The sequence below is a fragment of the Pseudidiomarina sediminum DSM 21906 genome, assembly GCF_000423165.1.
GTDB lineage: Bacteria > Pseudomonadota > Gammaproteobacteria > Enterobacterales > Alteromonadaceae > Pseudidiomarina > Pseudidiomarina sediminum.
Genome location: NZ_KE383983.1, coordinates 1,376,818 through 1,394,691 on the forward strand (window position 1 = coordinate 1,376,818; position 17,874 = coordinate 1,394,691).

18 protein-coding genes are annotated in these 17,874 nt (G+C 50.5%); 9 read left to right on the forward strand and 9 right to left on the reverse strand.

Annotated elements, in window-relative coordinates:
- Window positions 1-101: 101 nt before the first annotated feature.
- On the reverse strand, window positions 102-1,076 hold the full coding sequence (locus tag G535_RS13630; protein ID WP_051207210.1) for a DUF4382 domain-containing protein: 975 nt from the start codon (window positions 1,074-1,076) through the stop codon (window positions 102-104).
- Between the two features lie 288 nt (window positions 1,077-1,364).
- On the opposite strand from G535_RS13630, the gene G535_RS0111950 reads away from it, so the two are divergent.
- The 3 genes from G535_RS0111950 to G535_RS0111960 all read left to right on the forward strand — a co-directional run bounded on the left by G535_RS0111950 (window position 1,365) and on the right by G535_RS0111960 (window position 5,671).
- Entirely contained in the window at window positions 1,365-2,297 is a 933-nt protein-coding gene (locus tag G535_RS0111950; RefSeq protein ID WP_034728131.1) for a gluconeogenesis factor YvcK family protein, read from the forward strand.
- Between the two features lie 21 nt (window positions 2,298-2,318).
- Window positions 2,319-4,976, forward strand: coding sequence for a M14 family metallopeptidase (locus tag G535_RS0111955; protein ID WP_026862266.1), 2,658 nt, complete (start codon window positions 2,319-2,321; stop codon window positions 4,974-4,976).
- 101 nt (window positions 4,977-5,077) lie between these two features.
- Window positions 5,078-5,671, forward strand: coding sequence for an HvfX family Cu-binding RiPP maturation protein (locus tag G535_RS0111960; RefSeq protein WP_026862267.1), 594 nt, complete (start codon window positions 5,078-5,080; stop codon window positions 5,669-5,671).
- A gap of 32 nt (window positions 5,672-5,703) precedes the next feature.
- On the opposite strand, the gene dcd is transcribed toward G535_RS0111960, so the two are convergent.
- Both dcd and apbC read right to left on the reverse strand, forming a co-directional pair.
- Entirely contained in the window at window positions 5,704-6,297 is a 594-nt protein-coding gene (dcd, locus tag G535_RS0111965; protein WP_026862268.1) for a dCTP deaminase, read from the reverse strand.
- Window positions 6,298-6,326: 29 nt separating this feature from the next.
- Window positions 6,327-7,337, reverse strand: a complete 1,011-nt coding sequence (apbC, locus tag G535_RS0111970; protein ID WP_034728134.1) for an iron-sulfur cluster carrier protein ApbC — start codon at window positions 7,335-7,337, stop codon at window positions 6,327-6,329.
- A gap of 117 nt (window positions 7,338-7,454) precedes the next feature.
- Here apbC and metG point away from each other — a divergent pair, with 117 nt between their 5' ends.
- The 5 genes from metG to msrB all read left to right on the forward strand — a co-directional run bounded on the left by metG (window position 7,455) and on the right by msrB (window position 12,464).
- On the forward strand, window positions 7,455-9,488 hold the full coding sequence (gene metG / locus G535_RS0111975) for a methionine--tRNA ligase (RefSeq protein WP_026862270.1): 2,034 nt from the start codon (window positions 7,455-7,457) through the stop codon (window positions 9,486-9,488).
- A gap of 3 nt (window positions 9,489-9,491) precedes the next feature.
- Window positions 9,492-10,682: a class I SAM-dependent rRNA methyltransferase gene (locus G535_RS0111980; RefSeq protein WP_026862271.1), complete on the forward strand. Its 1,191-nt coding sequence runs from the start codon at window positions 9,492-9,494 to the stop codon at window positions 10,680-10,682.
- Between the two features lie 47 nt (window positions 10,683-10,729).
- A complete protein-coding gene (locus G535_RS0111985; RefSeq protein WP_026862272.1) occupies window positions 10,730-11,101 on the forward strand; it encodes a histidine triad nucleotide-binding protein in 372 nt (123 codons plus the stop codon).
- A gap of 104 nt (window positions 11,102-11,205) precedes the next feature.
- Entirely contained in the window at window positions 11,206-11,943 is a 738-nt protein-coding gene (locus tag G535_RS0111990; protein ID WP_026862273.1) for a DUF1499 domain-containing protein, read from the forward strand.
- Window positions 11,944-12,005: 62 nt separating this feature from the next.
- Window positions 12,006-12,464 (forward strand): peptide-methionine (R)-S-oxide reductase MsrB, encoded by a 459-nt coding sequence (msrB, locus tag G535_RS0111995; RefSeq protein WP_034728136.1) that lies wholly within the window; start codon window positions 12,006-12,008, stop codon window positions 12,462-12,464.
- Here msrB and ggt read toward each other — a convergent pair.
- The gene (gene ggt / locus G535_RS0112000) at window positions 12,461-14,227 is read right to left on the reverse strand and encodes a gamma-glutamyltransferase (protein ID WP_026862275.1); all 1,767 of its coding nucleotides are present in this window, start codon (window positions 14,225-14,227) and stop codon (window positions 12,461-12,463) included. The genes msrB and ggt overlap by 4 nt on opposite strands.
- Window positions 14,228-14,329: 102 nt before the next feature.
- Here ggt and rrtA point away from each other — a divergent pair, with 102 nt between their 5' ends.
- Window positions 14,330-14,935 carry a rhombosortase gene (gene rrtA / locus G535_RS0112005; protein WP_026862276.1) on the forward strand — a complete coding sequence of 202 codons (606 nt, stop codon included), beginning with the start codon at window positions 14,330-14,332 and terminating at the stop codon, window positions 14,933-14,935.
- A gap of 15 nt (window positions 14,936-14,950) precedes the next feature.
- On the opposite strand, the gene G535_RS13960 is transcribed toward rrtA, so the two are convergent.
- The 5 genes from G535_RS13960 to ihfB all read right to left on the reverse strand — a co-directional run bounded on the left by G535_RS13960 (window position 14,951) and on the right by ihfB (window position 17,851).
- Window positions 14,951-15,268, reverse strand: a complete 318-nt coding sequence (locus G535_RS13960) for a ComEA family DNA-binding protein (protein WP_051207212.1) — start codon at window positions 15,266-15,268, stop codon at window positions 14,951-14,953.
- A gap of 84 nt (window positions 15,269-15,352) precedes the next feature.
- A complete protein-coding gene (gene pyrF, locus G535_RS0112015) occupies window positions 15,353-16,051 on the reverse strand; it encodes an orotidine-5'-phosphate decarboxylase (RefSeq protein WP_026862277.1) in 699 nt (232 codons plus the stop codon).
- A complete protein-coding gene (gene lapB, locus G535_RS0112020; protein WP_026862278.1) occupies window positions 16,052-17,209 on the reverse strand; it encodes a lipopolysaccharide assembly protein LapB in 1,158 nt (385 codons plus the stop codon).
- Window positions 17,202-17,465: a LapA family protein gene (locus G535_RS0112025; RefSeq protein ID WP_026862279.1), complete on the reverse strand. Its 264-nt coding sequence runs from the start codon at window positions 17,463-17,465 to the stop codon at window positions 17,202-17,204. Before G535_RS0112025 ends, lapB begins: the two co-directional genes overlap by 8 nt.
- Window positions 17,466-17,566: 101 nt before the next feature.
- Window positions 17,567-17,851: an integration host factor subunit beta gene (ihfB, locus tag G535_RS0112030; protein ID WP_026862280.1), complete on the reverse strand. Its 285-nt coding sequence runs from the start codon at window positions 17,849-17,851 to the stop codon at window positions 17,567-17,569.
- Between the last annotated feature and the right edge of the window lie 23 nt (window positions 17,852-17,874).

The following is a 17,874-nucleotide window of genomic DNA, read 5'->3' on the forward strand; positions in this document are numbered from 1 at the left end:
TGGCCTGATTGGGACAGAAAAAAAAGCCAAAAAAGCCCCTTGCGGGGCTTTAAATTGGAGAACAATGTGATAAACATGCACTAACTAGGGGGTTAGCGCGTTTATCCGGAGATATCGACAGTCGTCACCGCCTCATCCCCATCAACGCTAACATTTAGTAATCCATTAAATGTTAGATCGTCATCTGCCTCAGGATCGTCATCCGTCTGACAGGTCCACGCTACAGAGTAATCACTCTCCGCAACGTAACTAGCAGAGAAGGTGTAGGCAGAGGCACCATCATAGTAAACCGCTGCAACGGTATACGGTGAATGTTCCTCTGCCCCACCTACATCGGCTAGGGTGGCCTCTTCTAAATTACTTCCTTCATAGAAGTAGACCACAGCTACTGGTTCTGACAGATCGCTTGGCGCGACCGTGCAGGAATTTGTAATCAACAAGGCTTCCGCAAGGCTACCTTCAATGTGTCCAACAGACATGTTGTCGACCAAACGCACACCGCGCGGCTTCAAGAAATAACCATCTTGTCCGACGGGGTCGACCAATGCCTGTCGCAAATCGAACTCAACGGTGTAGGCCACATTGCCTTGTAGGTCGAGCGTGACACCATCAAATTTCAACTGATTTGACGGTACCCGCAGCGGTAGTTTTTCATCGCCCACTTTGACATAAGAGCCTTCGGTCATGATTAAGCGCAATTGACCGTATGTTCCCGCTGGCACCGTTACACCATCAAGCACGTTCAGTGCATCAGAGCCGGTGTAACTCAATAAATCCATACCATAGGTGTTAGGAATGGTCTCACCGGCAGGGTTTTTACAGACATCATTTTCAGCCAAGGTGTTCATCGCGTCACCGATAATAAAGGTCTGTTTACCCACGCCATTACCGACCATTTCAACGCCTTTGAAGCAAATCATAACCTCATCAGCGTTGTCGACCGGGGCATCGCTAAACGCAAGACTAAATCGTGCCGTCTCATTTTGTGTTGCATCTTCTGAAGAGCCGCCGCAAGCGACTAACGCGAGCGTAACACCACTAACAGCCAAACCACGAAATAAACCTTTATTTAACATATGATTATACCCCTTGATATATATTGCCACTTATACCGAACCCATGTCATCAATTCAAGTAGTGGCGATAAATTTACATTGCATTTACGTTACAGCGTGAAACTTTCACGGTAAGCTATAAAAGCTAAGCCAATTCACAGCGATTTCTCAGCACTTTTGCACGCTATTTACAATGCAGTAGGAACTTCAACCGTCGTAAAGTGCAGGTATAAATTGCTAATATGCACCCAATTGTCATAAAGTAATGTGTTTATTACTTTTCGCGCGTTTTAACAGGAACGAGGTGGCATGGCCCAACCCTCTACGCAAGCGACAGCGCCCCACTGTCTTATTGAACAGCTCAACTGTGTCACTGCTATCGGCGGTGGCCACGGTTTGGGTCGTGTGTTAGCAAGTTTAAAATTTTTACAACGCCGTTTAGTAGGCATTGTCGCAACCACCGACAATGGTGGCGCCAGCGGTCTATTACGTCGTTCTCACCAAACCATCGCTTGGGGCGACATTCGTAACTGCTTGTCACAACTGGTCGAGCAACCCTTGGCACGTGATGTCTTGAATTACCGCTTTCAACAAGACTCCAGCTTAAATGGACACAACTTTGGCAACTTGTTGCTGCATACCTTAGATGAGCTAAGCGCTCGCCCCATTGATGGCATCGCCCTGCTCAGCCGTTTATTGAACGTTGACACCCGCTTGTTGCCAATGTCGGAGGCTCCGGTTGATTTGGTGGCAGAAACACAGGATGGCTTTGAGTGTTTTGGCGAATTGCTCGTCGATCAAATGCATCAGATGCCAGCGCATTTGCGCTTGTCGACCAGCGTCAGTGCGACGCCCGAAGCATTGCGGCAGTTGCGCCGTAGCGATTTGATTATTATTGGTCCCGGTAGCTTCCTCACCTCTATCATGCCGCCGTTATTGGTCGATGGAATTGTCGAGACTATCGCGAGAAGCTCTGCACCAGTGATCTTTATTGATAATCTACTCCCAGAGCAAAGTCCTGCAGGACAATTGACGTTAAGCCAGCGCTTGGCATGGTTAACAACACAGGTCGGTACCCCAATCATTGATTTTGTCATCACCAATCACGCTGATGCGCATCTCGAGATACCGCACGTGAATAGTATTCAAGCCGACGCTTATTCACCCCAGCGGCACGATCAACAAAGTCTGCAGCACGCCTTGAACAATGCCCTGCGTCAATTACGCGGAGGCAAACAATAAGAACAATGAGGATCTGCCACCATGAAACCTTCGTATCTACTCGCTGCACTCGCGCTCGCGGGCGCAAGTATGGTCTCCCATGCGAACGAACTAGGCTTGTCGGTTACCTACGATACTAGCGCGCCAACGCTTAATGCCACCGCGGGCTATCCAATGGGTAGTCGCATCTCATCGCCCGAAGCGATTCATGATTACTTTAAAGCCCTCGCAGAACACTATCCCGATCAAGTCAAACTTAGCTACTACGGCAAAACCTGGGAAGGTCGCCCGCTCTATTATGTCACCCTCTCCAGCGCTGAAAACATGGCGAACCTAGCGACCATCACCCAAGGTATGCAAGCCCTTGCGCACCCTGAGCAAACCTCCGAGACCGAAGCGAAACAGCTGATAGAACAGCTACCCAGTAGTATTTGGCTCTCTTATGGCGTACACGGTAACGAAATATCATCTCCTGAAGCTGCAGTATTAACCGCTTGGCACCTTCTCGCGGCGCAAGACGATCAGGCCCGCAATTGGCTGGCAAACACAGTGGTGCATATCGACCCGGTACAAAACCCCGATGGCCGTAGTCGTTTTGTCAGTCGTTACTATATGACCGCAGGACTTGAGCACAGTGCCGATCGCTTAGCAGCCGAACATAACGAACCTTGGCCGAGTGGTCGTAGCAATCATTACCTATTTGACTTAAACCGCGACTGGATTGCGTTAACCCAACCGGAAGTGGCTGGGCAAGTCGATGCGTTGTTAGAGCATATGCCGCTGATTTTTGTCGATTTGCACGAAATGTATGGCGACCAAAGCTATTACTTCACTCCCGAAGCCCGCCCCTATAACCCACTTATCGCCAAAAGCCAACGTGACGCGCTGTGGACCATTGGTGAAAATAACGGTAAGTGGTTTGACGCGCACGGCTTTGATTACTTCACCCGCGAAATCTTTGACGCCTTCTATCCAGGCTATGGTGCAAGCTGGCCGCTTTATCACGGCACCTTAGCGATGACGTATGAAATGGCGTCAGCACGAGGCCATAAATTTCGTACAAAAGACGGCACTATTTTGACTTACGGTGATGGTGTGCAGCGTCATTTTGTTGCCTCACTCGCAACCATCGAAACCGCCAGTGTGGAGCGTCAACGCTTACTTGGCGACTTTTGGAACTATCGGAAACAAGGCATTGCCGACGGCCGTGCTAGCGCCGAGCGTTTCATTGTCATCGACCAAGCCCAAGACGCGGCAGCCACGCGCCGTCTCGCGGGTTTATTAACCCGTCATGGCATCAAGGTGCAACAAACCGATGCAGCCGTTGAAGCCTGTGGCACTGAGCTAAGCGCGGGCAGCTATGTGATCGATACCGCACAGCCTGCGCATTATATGATCCGCACCTTACTCGATGATGATATTGCGATGGCCGAAGACTTTCTGGCTGAGCAAGAACGGCGCCGCGACAACAATTTGCCTGATCAAATTTATGATGTCACAGCTTGGTCTTTGGCCTTGATGTTCAATCTTGAGCAGCAGCGCTGTAAACGTCTACCGAAAGTGGCGTTATCGACCGTTGATGAACGCTTGATATCACCTGGTGAACTCCACCATCCCGAAGCCAAGGTGGCCTTTTTAGCAAAATGGGGTGACATGAATAGCGGTCGCCTCTTAACCGCTGCTTTGCGGGCAGGTTTGCAGGTTAAACAAAGTGATCTGCCTTTCACATTAAAAAATGGCGATCGTTATCCTGCCGGTAGCCTTATTTTCACGCGCGCAGAGAACCCTGAGGCGCTGCATCTGAAGCTCTCCGAACTCGCCGTACAAACGGGTGCGATCTTATATGGCACCGATAGCAGTTGGGTGATCGACGGTCCAAACTTTGGCTCTGGTAACGTGCAAAAAGTACATGCTCCGCGTATTGCCTTAGCTTGGGATGAGCCTTTCAGCAGCCTTAATGCCGGGCATACCCGTTTCGTGATCGAACAGCAATTTAACTATCCGGTTACCGCCCTACGCGCTGATAAACTCCAGCGCGCCGATCTCAGTCATTATCAGGTGCTGATCCTGCCTGCCAGTTACGGTTCTTTGCAGCATGTCCTCGGTGACACTGCGCAAAACAACCTGCGCCAATGGGTGGAACGTGGCGGGGTTTTGATCACCCTTGGTAATGCAACCCAATGGGCGGTCGATGCCAAGATACTCGCCAGCGCGCTGGAGACAGAAGTTCAAGACAACAAGGTGGCTGTGCATCAGCAACCGCGTGTTGAAGGCATGCTGTTGCCCACTCAAACGCACCTGCACAACTACATTAATGGTGCTGAGGCCGATCCCTATTGGACCTCTGGCGTACTCACGCAGTTGCAGGTCGATCAAGAACATTGGCTCACTGCAGGCGTGCCGAAAACGGTCAACAGCCTTACGGTAGGCAATCAGATCTATCGCCCGTTAACCATTAATAACGGGCGTAATCTCATGTACTACCCAAGCGCTGATGAACTGCTCGTCAGTGGCTACTTGTGGGAGGAGAACCAACAACAACTCGCCCATAAGCCTTATTTAATGTGGCAACCTCATGGGCGTGGCATGGTGATTAGCTTTACGCAGGAGCCAACCTATCGGGCCTACTTAGATGGTCTGAATATTACCTTACTAAATGCCATTTTTGGCGGCGCCTCACACGCCAGCCCCTTACGTTAAGCCCAGCAGAGCCCTCGCCATGTGCGGGGGCTTTTTTTGCGAATTATCATCTTGCGACTATGCTTGTAGTGCCTCTTGGAACCGAATCATAAGGAGCACTTATGTTCATCTCACGAGCTTCCATAAGCGCGCAGCTGCGCAAATTCGATTTTCTTGGTCCTTTAGCCGTCCGCCTTTATCTCGCCCCCATTTTCATTTTGGCGGGTTGGCACAAACTGACAGCCCTTGAAGCAACGGCAAGCTATTTTGGTGACTACTTAGGTCTACCTGCACCTTTTGCGATGGCTGTGCTAGCTGGAGCAACCGAGTTCATTGGTGGTATCGCGTTATTGCTAGGCTTGGCATTACGTTGGATGGCTATTCCATTAATGGTCACTATGGTTGTGGCTGCGGCGACGGCACACTGGCAATATGGCTGGCATGCACTGCCGGAAGCGACGCTGACAGTGCCATGGGAATGGCGCACCGATCTGATTGCCGAGGCCGCAACGCGTAAAGAAGTGATCCGTGACATCCTGCGGGAACATGGTAACTATGCATGGCTCACTGAGGCAGGCCCTGTAACAATTTTAAAAAATGGTATTGAGTTCGCTGCCACCTATTTTGTCATGCTCCTCATTTTGATGACCACAGGTGCCGGACGTTTTGTGAGTTTTGATTATTGGATCATTAAGGCTTTCGGTAGTCGCCAATAGCTAAGACAAGCCATGGCGCTACCACTGCCCGTTTAGTTTTCGTCGGTGTCAGCGCTTATCCGAGAGGCGACAGCGCCACGCTGGTCTTTGTATTTCGCGTCTTTGCGCTTGCTGTAAGGACGCGCGCAAGGCTCCTCTAACTTTTCAAAGCTCAAAGCTCCAATTTTCATTAAAGGTCGCAACGCTAACGGCAGCTTACCGCTGTTAAAGAATTCCAAGACCACCTGCCCCGACCAACCCGGATCAATGCGGTGCGCAGTTACATGCACCATGAGGCCCAGTCGTGCTAACGATGAACGACCATCGAGCCACCCCACCATATCATCAGGTAAGGTCACGCTTTCATGGGTCACCGCCAAGGCAAATTCGCCCGGATGAATAAAAAAGGCTTGTTCTTCGGTCAATTGAATCGGATCGCTCATGACCTGCTGAATGGCACGGTCGATGTCTTCCCGTGGGCCGCTAATATCAATAAACGGCGCCGCGTGATCTTGTAGCACACGAAACTCATTACCAAGGTGAATATCCACGGTCACACCACTAATATCGGCGCTGATTGGACGTGGTTCAATGGCAATGATGCCCGCATCTAAATGGGCTTCAATCTGCGCATCGGTTAATCGCATGGGGTTCTCCACTAACTAGATTGCGTTCACTATACCTGTTTTTGGGCTTGAAGATAGAGCTGACCAGCGATTGCTGTCGCCATTTCATAAATGGGTCGATTCAACGGGTGCTCTGGCTCACGCGCAAGCAAAGGTAGTCCAGCGTCTAGACTCTCACGCACTGGCGTGGCCAATGGCAATTGTGCCAATAACGGCACAGCATACTCTTGCGCAACACGAGCGCCCCCCTCACAGCCAAAGACATGCTCTTCATGACCGCACGACGGACAGCGAAAATAACTCATATTTTCCACTAAACCAGTCAATGGAATCCCAACCTTACGAAACATCGCAATCCCCTTTTGCGCATCAGCAAGGGCAACGTTCTGGGGCGTGGTCACCACCACAGCGCCGGTGACCGGCACTTTCTGTGCCAACGTCAGTTGAATGTCACCAGTGCCCGGCGGCATATCGACGACAAGGTAATCAAGGCGTGGCCATTTGGTGTCGCGCAACAGTTGTTGCAACGCCGCGCTCGCCATAGGTCCGCGCCAAATCGCCGCGTCTTTACTGTCGGCTAAATACCCCAACGAACTGACATAAACGCCGTGGCGCAAATGCGGTTCCATCTTGTTTTGTGCGTTGATCGCGAGTTTTTCATCGGCGCCGCCAAGCATGGTAGGAAGCGATGGGCCATAGATATCGGCATCAAGTAAGCCAACCTTAGCGCCACTTGCCGCCAATGCCAATGCCAATTGCACAGCGACGGATGATTTCCCAACGCCGCCCTTGCCTGAGGAAACCACAATGACATTGCCATAGATCAATGGCAGTTCGGGTTGTGAGTTAGGCAGCTTTTGCACGTTACAGCGCAAATGAAAGTGATAGCCACGCCAACAAGGTTCTTGCTGCAAGGTCGAAAATACATGGGCGGTTGCCGCAAAGGGTAAGGTTAAGGTGATGTCTTGCCCGTCGATAGTCCACCATGTTTCGGGGACTGGCTGCGACCAACTTGGCAAGCGGAATTCGTTCAGTCGTTGCTGTAATTCTTGCGCGACCATACAACACTCCTTGATGGCGTTAAAACCCGCATAATACGGTGACTCTAGGTGGATTGCCAGTGCTGTTTGGGGTACACTTCAGGCTTTCACAAATTTGTAGGTTAACGGACGAAATACATGACAACAGCACCGCGTAAAATCCTCGTTACGAATGCGCTTCCGTATGCAAATGGCCCTATCCATATTGGCCATATGTTAGGTTATATTCAGGCCGATATTTGGGTACGTTTTCAGAAGATGCGTGGCCACGAATGTCACTACGTGTGTGCCGATGATGCGCACGGCACGCCAATCATGCTTAAAGCTCAACAATTAGGTATTGAACCTGAGCAAATGATTGCCGAGATGAATCAAGCGCACCAAGCGGATTTTGCTGATTTTCACGTTGCCTTTGACCATTACTATTCGACCCATAGCCCAGAAAATCGTGAGCTGGCCGAATTGATTTACACGCGCTTGCGCGATGCAGGCCATATTAAGACCAAAACCATTTCACAGCTTTATGATCCAAGCAAAGAAATGTTTTTGCCGGACCGCTTTGTTAAAGGCGATTGTCCAAAATGTGGTGCGCACGATCAGTACGGTGACAACTGTGATGTTTGCGGTGCTACCTACGCCCCAACTGAGTTAAAGAACCCTACTTCAGCAGTGTCTGGTGCCACCCCTGAACTACGTGACTCAGAGCATTACTTTTTTGACCTGCCGGCCTTTGCTGACATGCTCAAGGCCTGGACGCGCTCAGGGTCGCTACAAGACGAGATGGCCAATAAACTTAACGAGTGGTTCGAAGCCGGCTTGCAACGCTGGGACATCAGTCGTGACGCACCTTATTTCGGCTTTGAAATTCCTGATGCACCGGGCAAATACTTCTATGTGTGGCTTGATGCGCCGATTGGCTACATGGGCAGCTTTAAGCATTATTGCGAAACCACAGGCAAAGCTGATTTCGACAGTTACTGGCAAAAAGACAGTAATGCTGAGCTATATCATTTCATTGGGAAAGACATCATTTACTTCCACAGCTTGTTCTGGCCAGCCATGCTTGCTGGAGCCGACTTCCGTCAACCGACCAACGTTTGGGCGCACGGCTTTATCACCGTAAACGGTACCAAGATGTCAAAGTCCAAAGGTACTTTCATTATGGCGCGTACCTACTTGGATCACCTTGACCCAGATTATCTACGTTACTACTTCGCCGCTAAGCTGACGTCGCGTATTGACGACCTCGATCTAAACTTGACCGACTTTGCCCAACGCGTGAACAGTGACTTGGTCGGCAAAGTGGTGAATATCGCCAGCCGTTGTGCAGGTTTTATCCAGAAAAAGTTTGACGGTAAGCTCTGCAGTGAATTTACTGACACCAGCTTGTTAGATGAATTCCAAGCTGCCGGTGACAGCATCGCTGACGCGTATGAAAAGCGTGAGTTTGCCCGCGCGACGCGCGACATTATGGCGCTTGCCGATAAGGCGAACTTCTACATTGCCGAACAAGAACCGTGGCAATTAATCAAAGACCCAGCCAATGCTGCTCGTGTGCACGAGATTTGCTCTATCGGCATCAACTTGTTCCGCTTGTTGATGATTTACCTTACACCTGTGGTGCCAGAGCTGGCCAAACGAGTGCAGGAGTTCTTGCAAGAAGATTTTACCTGGGACAGTCATGATCAGTTGTTGACCAACCATGCCATCACCCCATTTAAAGCTTTATTGCAACGTATCGAAATGGAGCAAGTTGAAAAAGTGATTGAAGATTCAAAAGCAGCGAATGCACAAGCCAGCGCACCAAGCACCTCAAATGGAGAATTAGAAAACGATCCTATTGCAGCTGAAATCAACTTTGATGATTTCGCTAAAGTCGATTTACGCGTTGCTTTAATTGCCAACGCCGAGCACGTTGAAGGGGCTGAAAAACTGTTGAAGCTTACGCTTGATCTCGGTGGTGAGACCCGTCAAGTGTTCTCTGGCATTAAGTCAGCTTATGACCCGGCCGAGTTGATTGGCCAACTAACGGTGATGGTAGCGAACCTTGCACCGCGAAAAATGCGCTTTGGTATGTCAGAAGGCATGGTGCTGGCAGCTGGCCCTGGCGGTAAAGAGATCTTTATCTTGAACCCACACGAAGGCGCTAAGCCAGGCCAGCGAGTCATGTAATTTATGACTGCAACTGTCCACTTAAAACCACAGAAATGTAAATCGTTGCGCCGCTTACACCCTTGGGTGTTTAGCGGTGCTATTGCCAAAGTAAAAGGCAACCCCAATAGCGGTGACACCGTCAGCATTCACAGCGCCGAAGGCGACTGGCTTGGCTACGCCGCTTGGTCACCACAATCGCAAATTCGCGCACGTGTGTGGAGCTTTCATCAAGGTGACAGCATTGATGCCGCCTTCTTTGCCCGTCGTATCGCGGCGGCTTACGAACTTCGTCAGGGACTTGCGATCAACAGCAATGCGTGGCGTTTAGTTGCCGCAGAAGCGGATGAGCTGCCGGGCGTGACCATTGATAAGTACGACAACTGGTTGGTTTGTCAGCTGTTAAGCGCAGGCGCTGAGCGCTGGCGCGAGGCGATTGTTGCCGCACTCCGTAGCCTGTTCCCTGATTGCAATATTTATGAACGTTCCGATGTTGACGTGCGCAAAAAGGAAGGTCTGCCGCTCACCACTGGCGTGCTTTATAGCGCTGACGGCAGCGCGCCCCCCACGACCCTCTGGATCACAGAAAACGAGCTTTCACTCGGCGTTGATCTGGTCAATGGACATAAGACAGGCTACTACCTTGACCAGCGTGACAGTCGCGCAGCCGTCGGCCGCTACAGCGCCGGTAAACGCGTTCTGAACGCCTTCAGCTATACCGGTGGTTTTGGTTTGTTCGCCGCCGCCGCAGGTGCTACTGAGGTGGTCAATCTCGATGTATCCGCCCCTGCGTTAGCGCAAGCTGCTGCAAATCATACTCGCAATCACTTTGACGCCGCGCAACTGAACAATCGTCAAGAGGATGTGTTCCAAGCTTTGCGTGATTTCCATCACAGCGGTGAGCGCTTCGATACGATCGTTCTTGATCCACCTAAATTCGTCGATAGTAAAGCCAACTTAGTCAGTGCCTGTCGCGGCTATAAAGACATCAACATGATGGCCTGTAAATTATTGCGCCCGGGTGGCACCTTACTGACCTTCTCCTGTTCAGGTTTGTTGAGTACTGAGTTGTTCCAGAAAGTTGTCGCTGACGCAGCGCTTGATGCCAAGCGTCCGTTACACATCATTGAACGTTTGTTTCAAGGTGCCGATCACCCGGTTCGTACCAACTTCCCTGAATCGCTGTACTTAAAAGGTCTGGTACTGCGCGGGTGAGTTGTCTAGTATGACCCAATCGAGCGTTATTAAGGATGAGGTGCTGTATGAGTAGTGAAACCATTTTCGATAAGATCATCAATCGCGAAATTCCCGCAGAAATTGTCTATGAAGACGAGCTCAGCTTGGCCTTCAAAGACATTCAACCGCAGGCGCCGCTGCACGTTCTGATCATTCCGAAACAGCAGATTGCGACCATCAACGACATCAAGGAAGACGACCGTGAACTGGTTGGGCACCTATTCGTGGTGGCGCGTAAGATTGCCGCCGAACACGGCTTTGCCGAAGATGGCTACCGTGTGGTGATGAACTGCAACGCCGATGGTGGTCAATCGGTTTACCACATTCACTTGCATCTGTTGGCAGGCCAAACCATGGGATGGCCGCCCTACGCCAATAACAAGCCAAAACAAGCTTAATTGAAAGCGGCCGATGTGCCGCTTTTTTTTCATTGAAACTAGCGTTTTTCGGTGCTTGGACTAAAGTAATTCCGTAGCTTTTAACAGACTCACCGGGGTGCCCTATGTTTTATCGACTAGGCTCTTTTCTGGTGGCAGTTAGCGTTTTAGTGGGCTTTTTGGTCTTGATCGCTGGTCCACTTTATCGTTGGCAATGGATGGCTCTAACCACCGCCATGTCATGGTTAACTTGGATCGCATATTTTGGCGGGGCCGTGGTACTGGCCATCGCACTTTGGATCATCTGGCGCCGACCACAAGGGTTACACTTAGCACTATTGATTTGCGCCGCAGGGCTCAGCGTAGCAAGTTTTACCGTAGCGATTCAGCAACTTCAACAAACTGCGCAAGCGCCGGATTTGTTTGAAGTCACCACCAACCTGAACCACCCTCCTGAATTTTCGGTATTACAACCGCTGCGGAACGACCGCCCAGCGGCAGACAATTATCCGCAGGACTTTCGTCAGTTGCAGCGCAAATACTACCCCAATGTGCAGCCGTTAGTAATTGAACACCCCTTCCTAAGAACCTTTGAAGCTGCCCTTATCGTCATTAACGACCTAGGTTGGCAGTTGGTCCAAAGCGACTTGCCAAATGGCCGTATTGAGGTCACTGCAACCACTGTGTGGTTTGGCTTTACTGACGATCTGGTGATTCAAATGTACCCGCTTGACGACCAGACCGATCGTATTCGTATTGATATGCGCGGCAGTGCACGCGCTGGCAGCTCAGATCTAGGCCGCAACGCCACACACATCACAACCTTTATGGCGCAATTACAACAGACCTTGAACCGGCGTTGACAGCGTTCCCGTACAAAGAGAAACTTAGAACGTTGATGTGCTATCAGAAGCAGGAAAGTAGTATGAGTAACGCGCCTTATCAAAAGCCTGACGCAGCAACTTTACGACAGCGTCTTACCGAGGAACAGTACGCCGTGACCCAAGAGGACGCTACCGAGCGACCGTTTGAAAACCGTTATTGGGATGAACAACGGCCAGGGTTATATGTCGACATTGTTAGCGGCGAACCATTGTTTTCATCGGCAGACAAGTTTGATTCGAGCTGTGGCTGGCCGAGTTTTACCAAGCCGCTCGCGGAAGAGAATATCACCAACCATACCGATCGTTCGTGGCTGATGGTGCGCACCGAAGTCAGAAGTCGTTATGCCGACTCTCATCTTGGGCATGTTTTTAATGATGGACCGGCACCCGATGGGCGCCGGTTTTGTATCAATTCGGCGGCCTTGCGCTTCATTCCACTCGAAGACATGGCAACCGAAGGTTATGCGGACTATATTCCGCAGGTGAAACGCCCTGATTAAGGACGCTCACCTAATACCACGCCTTCACGACGAGGATCGGCACCACCAATGAGCTGGCCGTTCTCTTTGATCGTAATACCATGCAGACCACTGTTGAGATCGGTCACGCGCGCGTCGTGGCCTTTCTTCTTCAGCGCCTCAAGCAACTCTGCCATTTCGGTACCTTTCTCAAGCGCTGTGTAATTGTTCAGGTTGGTCAGATGCGGCAAATCAATTGCTTCTTGCATATTGAGATCCCAATCCAACACGCCCAACAGGGTTTGTGCGACATAGTTGATAATGCGTGCACCACCTGGCGAACCGATCACATGGATCAAATCGTCACCCTCGGTGTCAAACACCATGGTTGGAGACATTGAGCTACGCGGGCGCTTACTGCCCTGCACGCGGTTTGCCACAGGCACGCCGTCGACTTCAGGCACCAACGAAAAGTCGGTGAGCTGGTTGTTCAGCAAAAAGCCGCTGGCCATTACCGCTGAGCCAAAGCCCATCTCAATACTGGTCGTCATTGAGACCGCATTCCCTTCAGCATCGACAATCGAGATATGACTGGTGTTCGGAAACTCAGGTGATTGGTCATCGGCATAAACAAAGTTCGCGAACGTGCCAGGGAGCGCTTCTTTTAAGTCACGGTTACCAATCAAGCGCGAACGTTGCGCAAGGTAACTTTTATCCAGCAAACGCGTGACAGGTACATTCACAAAGTCGCTATCGGCGATATAACGATTCCGATCCGCAAAAGCTAAGCGTGATGCTTGGCTAAAATGATGTGCCGTCGTAACGCTATTCGGCTGCCAATCGGCGACCGGATAGTTTTCCAAAATACCTAAAATCTGCAATACGGTTAAACCACCAGAACTTGGCGGCCCCATACCGCAAACTTGATAAGCGCGATACGCGCTACATACAGGTTCACGTACCACAGCCTCATAGTTCGCCATATCTTCTAAGGTCAATAACCCCGGTGACTGTTGACTGGTATTGACCGCCTCGACAATCTTTTCAGCAATCGGCCCACGATAGAATGCTTCGGTACCTTGTGTTGCGACCTGACGTAACGCCCACGCAAGTTCTGGGTTTTTCTTTAAGGTTCCCGCCTGCAAGGCTTGACCATTCGGATAGAAATAAGATTTACCCGGTTCAAGTTTGGTTAACCCAGGATTAAGCTCCATCTCTAGCAACAACTGCAAACGCGGTGAGACTTCAAAGCCCTGCTCTGCTGCGTTAATGGTACTGGTAAACAGGCTTTCCCAAGACTTTTTACCCCAACGTTGGTGCGCAAGCTCTAGGCCTTTTAATACGCCAGGTGCTCCGACCGAGCGTCCCCCAACCACAGCATCCCAAAAGTTCTCAGGTGGCTGACCATTTTCATCAAGGAACAAATCAGGTCCAGCACTGGCCGGTGCTTTTTCGCGGGCATCGATGGTGTACAACTGCTTCGCTTTGTTATCCCAGTACAAGATAAAGGCACCACCGCCAATCCCCGACGATTGTGGCTCAGTGAGCGTCAACATGGTTTGTACGGCAACTGCAGCGTCAATTGCATTCGCCCCTTCTGCAAGCAATGCCTGTCCAGCGGCAGATGCTTGTGGTGTTGCAGCGGCAACCATATAGTTTTCGCTAACAACCGCTTGCTTGGCAACGACCCCTGTTGCGGCTTCTGGCTCGCGCTTATCGCGCTCGGCGGGTTCAGAAACATCGTTTCCGCAGCCCGTAATAACAAATGAAGTGAACAGTAAAACTGCCAATGCGTTACGTTTCATAGTTGTTTTTCGCCTTTAAGTTCCTGTTTACAGAGTCAAGAGAGCCTCCTATCATAGAACGCTTATTGCTTTACCACAACGCATGAAAGTGATTGAAAAACCATGACGGAACGCCATCAAGTAACCCTTGTTAGTCTATTAATCTGCGCCATTGTCATTTGGCTGTACTATTACATTGCCCTCGAGGCTCCCGCGCTCATGGCGCAGTATGACTACCATGCTGAGGTGATTTGGGAGGCGCCGTGGCGGCTGTTTACAGCACACTTTTTACATCTCTCAACAATGCATTGGGTGCTCAACGTCGTTAGTTTTGCGCTGATCTGCGTGCTGTTTGCCCGCTACTTTTCGGTGAGAAGCTATTTAAATGCGCTTATCGTAATTGGTTTGGGCAGTTCGCTACTACTGTTGGCATTAGGGTATGAAGGACGCTTTGTCGGACTCTCTGGACTTAACCATGGCTTGTTGGTCATGTGCTTGTTACTCGAAATGGGCGCTGCAAAGCATCCGAAGCAACGTCAACTCGTGGCATTTATTCTGTTCGCCATCATCGGTAAGCTGCTGTTTGAACTCCTCGGTTGGTGGCCAACTGCGTTAGAGGTTGGGCAAGATCGTGATACATGGCAGTTGCATGGTGCCGGCATCCTTGCGGGCGTCCTTGCCTGGTGGCTCCACGAACGCCATCTAGCAAAACTTGCCCAACTAAAGTAGCAGTTATCGTAGCAACTATAACTCCATACGTTGCTTATTGAGCTCTAACAAGCGCGGCCCAATCCCTTTGATTTGCATGAGTTGATTGAGCTCAGTAAAGCCGCCGAGCTGTTCGCGCAACGCGACAATAGCTTCAGCACGGCGCTGGCCAACGCCAGTCAATGCTTGCGCGAGCTCCGCGGCCGATGCTTTGTTCAGGTTTACTTTGCTTGCTTGCGCTTGGGTGGTGCTTGCTACCACCATTGCGCCCTCAGGTGAAATGGGCCCCGCGTAGGCAGCATTGCTCATACCAACACCGACGCACAAGGCCATTAAAGTGGTTTTCCATAACATAATAAGCTCCTTCAGATTCAAACTGCTTATGCAGTAGAAGTAGCTTAGGCAGCCCGAGACTGGACTGCCACTTACAAACGCGGATTAGGCTGTGAGAGATACGTGTATTGCTTTTAACGCCGCAGCAGGCTGTTCTGCTTGGGTAATTGGGCGCCCAATCACTAACACTTGAATGCCCTGCTGTGCTGCTTGCTCTGGGGTCATAACGCGACGTTGGTCACCTTGGTCGCTCCCTTGTGGACGAATGCCTGGGGTCACCAAAACAAAATCCTGTCCGCAAGCCTGTTGTAACATGTTCGCCTCTTGCGCCGAACAAACCACGCCATCTAACCCTGCTTGCTTTGCTAAATCTGCCAAACGTAACACTTGTTCCGCCGCATTAACCTCAATGCCAGTCTCATGGAGATCGTCATCTGTCATACTGGTCAATACCGTCACTGCAATCAATAACGGCGGCTTCGGGTAGTCCGCAAGCGCAGCCTTGGCAGCTTCCAACATACGGCGACCACCAACTGCGTGCACATTCACCATCCATACGCCAAGTTCAGCCGCAGCCTTCACTGCCTTCGCAACAGTGTTCGGAATATCGTGAAACTTCAAATCGAGAAATACATCAAAATCGCGTGCGACGAGTTCCTTTACAAACTCTGGGCCTGCGGCGGTAAAAAGTTCTTTCCCCACTTTGAGACCACAGAGTTGTGGATTCAGTTGATCCACCAAAGCTAAGGCTTGTTTAGCATCGGCGTAATCCAGCGCGACAAAAATTCTCGACGAGGTACTCATTTAATCTCCATCTAATCCGGTGATTGGTTTAATCTCACCCCAAGCGCGACACGAAGGACAATGCCAGTACAAGGTACTGCCAGAGAACCCACAATGACGACAACGGTACTTGGGACGTTGCTGCATCTGCTGTTGCACTAATTTTTGCAACACTTCTAAACTGTTCCGTGCTTTACCCACATCAGCCGCGCGAATATGAAAGTCCATTAGTTGATGGAAGCCTTTCATGGTCGGATTGCGTAGTAAAGCCGATTGCATAAACTGCTCTGCTTCCTCAATGCTGCTATTACTAGCGATAGCTTCAGATAATAAGATTGCAGCAGTGGTCGAGTTCGCATCACGCACGCATTGATGTAAAAAACGAACAAAGCCTGCCTCGTCATTTTCACTGCGGAAACACGCCTGTAACACGGGTAAGGCTTCCGAAATAAAGGCAGGATCAGCATCCAAAATGCTCATTAAGATCCGCTGGGCTTTACTGATTTCACCTTGCTCGTACCACATTCGGCCCAATGACAACGCCGCTCTGGCGCTATCGGGGTCATGCTTGCGGGCTTTCTGATAGTACTTCTCGGCCAGCTTAGGATCGTCTTGCTTACTGGCCAGCTCACAGTACAGTTGTGCGACTAAAGGCTCAGCGCTGGCATCGTTGCGCGCGAGTTTCAACGCAACTTTAATGGCTTTATCCCATTCGTGGGTCGATTCGTAGAGTTCCAGCAAGTGACGCTGGCATTGCGCGGCGAACGCTTTGTCATTCTGCATCGCCAGCAGCATTTCCTCGGCGCGATCAAAAATACCGGCGGCTAAATAGTCTAAGCCTAACTCAAACATCGCATGGCGACGTTGGGTCTCCGTAATATTTGGACGTGAAGTAAGGTTCTGGTGAATTTTGATGGCCCGATCAACTTCACCGCGCCGGCGAAAAAGTTTGCCCAGCGTCCAGTGCGTCTCAAGGGTATCGGAGTCGACATCAAGCAGCTCGATAAATAAATCGACTGCTTTATCAGGTTGATCCGAGAGAAGTAGATTTAACCCGGTGACATATTGCTTAGAGAATTCTTCCTGCTCGCGACGTTCTTCATTACGTACGCTGTTCCGCCCCATAAACCAACCGTAGGCGGCGGCGACCGGAAGTAGCAGGAATAACAACTCAAGCATCGGCGTTATCTCGCGCGACCAGTTGTTTACGTAATTTTCTGTTCTCGTTGCGCAGCGCGACCTGTTTCGCAAACATGCTCGCTAAGCCTACCAAGAAGCCAAACCCGACAAACAGGCCGGCCAGTACCGCAACGGGTAACTGCACCGTACCGAACATAAAATCGAACGGAATGGCTTGCTTATTGAGTGCACCTAAGCCCACCGCAAGTAGAAATAAAACGAGTAACGGTAAGCCAATAAAGAGAAATCGTAACATGACGTATCCCAAAACGAAGCGTTAAAACCGACCTATAAAAAAACGGCATGCCATACTATAGCATGCCGTTTTGCTGAACTCGACGCGAAAATAGCGACCGATTAACCAACGTTGTCTACGCGTTCCCGTAGCTCTTTTCCAGGTTTAAAGTGAGGGACATATTTGCCTTCAAGTTCAACCTTGGCGCCGGTTTTCGGATTACGCCCTGTCCGCGGTGCGCGATAATGCAGTGAAAAACTACCGAATCCTCGAATTTCGATGCGATCGCCACCAGCAAGTTGCTGTGCCATCTGTTCGATAATCTCTTTCACCGCATCTTCAACCTGACGCGGAGAAAGCTCGGGATACAATTTCGTTAACTGTTGAATCAGCTCCGATTTTGTCATCTAAAGTTTCCTCTTTTAGTGCG